The sequence below is a fragment of the Thiohalocapsa sp. genome (assembly GCF_019695415.1).
Lineage (GTDB): Bacteria > Pseudomonadota > Gammaproteobacteria > Chromatiales > Chromatiaceae > Thiohalocapsa.
On record NZ_JAIFKJ010000384.1, the window covers coordinates 1 to 1,931 of the forward strand.

Annotated in this window: 2 protein-coding genes; one reads left to right on the forward strand and one right to left on the reverse strand. The window is 66.6% G+C overall.

Features of this window, described 5'->3' with window-relative positions; genetic code table 11:
• Positions 1–472 (forward strand): CBS domain-containing protein (locus I6U14_RS10965; RefSeq protein ID WP_296899273.1); only part of this gene is annotated, 472 nt, incomplete at its 5' end.
• 109 nt (positions 473–581) lie between these two features.
• On the opposite strand, the gene I6U14_RS10970 is transcribed toward I6U14_RS10965, so the two are convergent.
• Positions 582–1,724, reverse strand: a complete 1,143-nt coding sequence (locus I6U14_RS10970) for a glycosyltransferase family 4 protein (protein ID WP_296899275.1) — start codon at positions 1,722–1,724, stop codon at positions 582–584.
• Between the last annotated feature and the right edge of the window lie 207 nt (positions 1,725–1,931).

Genomic DNA, 1,931 nt, shown 5'->3' on the forward strand with positions numbered 1-1,931 from the left:
CCCCGGCGAGCGTCTAAGCTCGCAGCACACCAGCCACCGCCCCGAGGACACGCCCGTGCTCGAATCCAAGACCGCCAAAGAGGCCATGTCGCGGCACCCGATCACCCTGCACCCGGAGATGGACGTGCTGGAGGCCGTGCGCATCCTGGTGCAGGAGCGCATCTCCGGTGCGCCCGTGCTGGATCAGGTGGGCAACCTCGTGGGCATCCTCACAGAGCGCGACTGCATGCACGTTGCACTGGACGCCGGTTACTTCAGTGAAGGCGGCGGCCGCGTCGGAAACTTCATGAGCGCCGACCCGGTGACGGTTGAGGCCCACACCCCGATCACCGAGATCGCCGAGCGCTTCGCCGCGAGCCACTTCCGGCGGCTGCCCGTCATGGAGCAGGGCAAGCTCGTCGGCATCATCAGCCGCCGCGATGTGCTGAAGCTGCTGGAGGCCGCCTGGCAGCCGGACCGGCAGCGGATCTGAGCGCGCCAGCAACGCGTCGTAAGCATCACGGGGCGAAGGTTTCATCGGCATTGGGCGAGCCCGTGCTCGCCGGCTTTTGGGTGTGATGCGGCGCGCGTTGTTTCAAAGGTCAAGAGCCGGCAACTGCCTCTTGCAGGACGGCCGTGAGCTGATCCAGACAGTGTTCCGGGCGGTAGCGCTGATGCGCACTGGCGGCGGCCTTGGCGCCTAGCAGTGCGGCAAGCTCCGGGTCCGCCAGCAGGCGCGCAAGGTTTTCCGCCAAGGCCGTCGTGTCGGCCTCTCTCGCCAACAGTCCGGTGACGCCGTGCTCGAGCCAATCGGGTATGCCTCCCACTGCAAAGGCAACCACGGGCCGGCCCCGGGCCATGGCCTCGATGCCGACCATGCCGAAAGGCTCGGGCCAGCGCGATGGCACCGCCGTCACCGCAGCGCGGGCGTAGTAGTTGTCGAGTGCTGCGTGGTCTACCCAGCCGGTGAAGGTGACGCGGTGTGCGATGTCGAGCTTGATGGCGAGCGACCGACACGCGGCCAGATGGTTGCCCGTGCCGACGATGGTCGCGTGCCAATGGCCGGGGACTTTGGCCAGTGCGCGCAGGAGCAGGTCCACCCCTTTGCCGCGGATGACCTGGCCGACGTACAGCACCTCCGGATCGCGCGATGGCGGCTGCGGCTCGCAGCGGCCCAGCGCCTGCGGTACCGGCGGCACGATGCGGATACGTGCTGGAGGCAGACCGTTGATCTGAAGCTCGTCGCGCATCCACCGGCTGCCGACGATGAAGCGCCGCACATGCGCGTGTGCGGCAATGGCCGTTCTGATGGTGCCGACCGTTTTGAGGGCCACGGGTAGTCGGCCGTGGCCGCGCTGGACAGCGCAAAGGTGAGTGTAGCAATCGATGCCCGCCGGGCGATGACAGACGCGGCCGCCGATGGGGAAATACTTGTGCCGGCGCAGACAGACGAGGTCGTGGTCGTGCACCATGCGGACCGTGGGGGCATGGTCGGCGAGCCGCGCAACCCGTGCGGCATCCTGTATCTTGTGCAGCAGCAGGACGTCTGGCTGGAAACGCTCGATCAGAGCGTCGTCGGTGCCGCTGTTGGCGAACGCCGTGAGATAGTCCGGGCGCGCGCTGCTGTCCATGTGCAATAGGGCCTGTGGTATCCCGCGCGCACCGAGCCCACTGGCTATATCGTGCAGGATCTGCTCAACGCCACCGTAAAAACCGGCGCGCTCATGGACATGGAGGACGCGCATTCAGTCAGTGAGTGCGAGACATGGCGGGACGTCGCCGATATGATCCACCCCCCGATTCCTGTAGTAGTGGGGGCGGCATTGGCGACTGATGGCCGGAACAGGCGTTGGAGCGCATCGGGCTTCCTATGCGTCGCATCGTTGGTTGGAGCCGAGAAACCGCCCAATGTCTGGACAGGCCCGGCTCCGTCTGATTTTTGGGCAGGATGC

Coding starts and splice junctions, on each gene's coding strand:
- I6U14_RS10970 (WP_296899275.1), bottom strand. CDS start 1,724: ATGCGCGTCCTCCATGTCCATGAGCGCGCCGGTTTTTACGGTGGCGTT.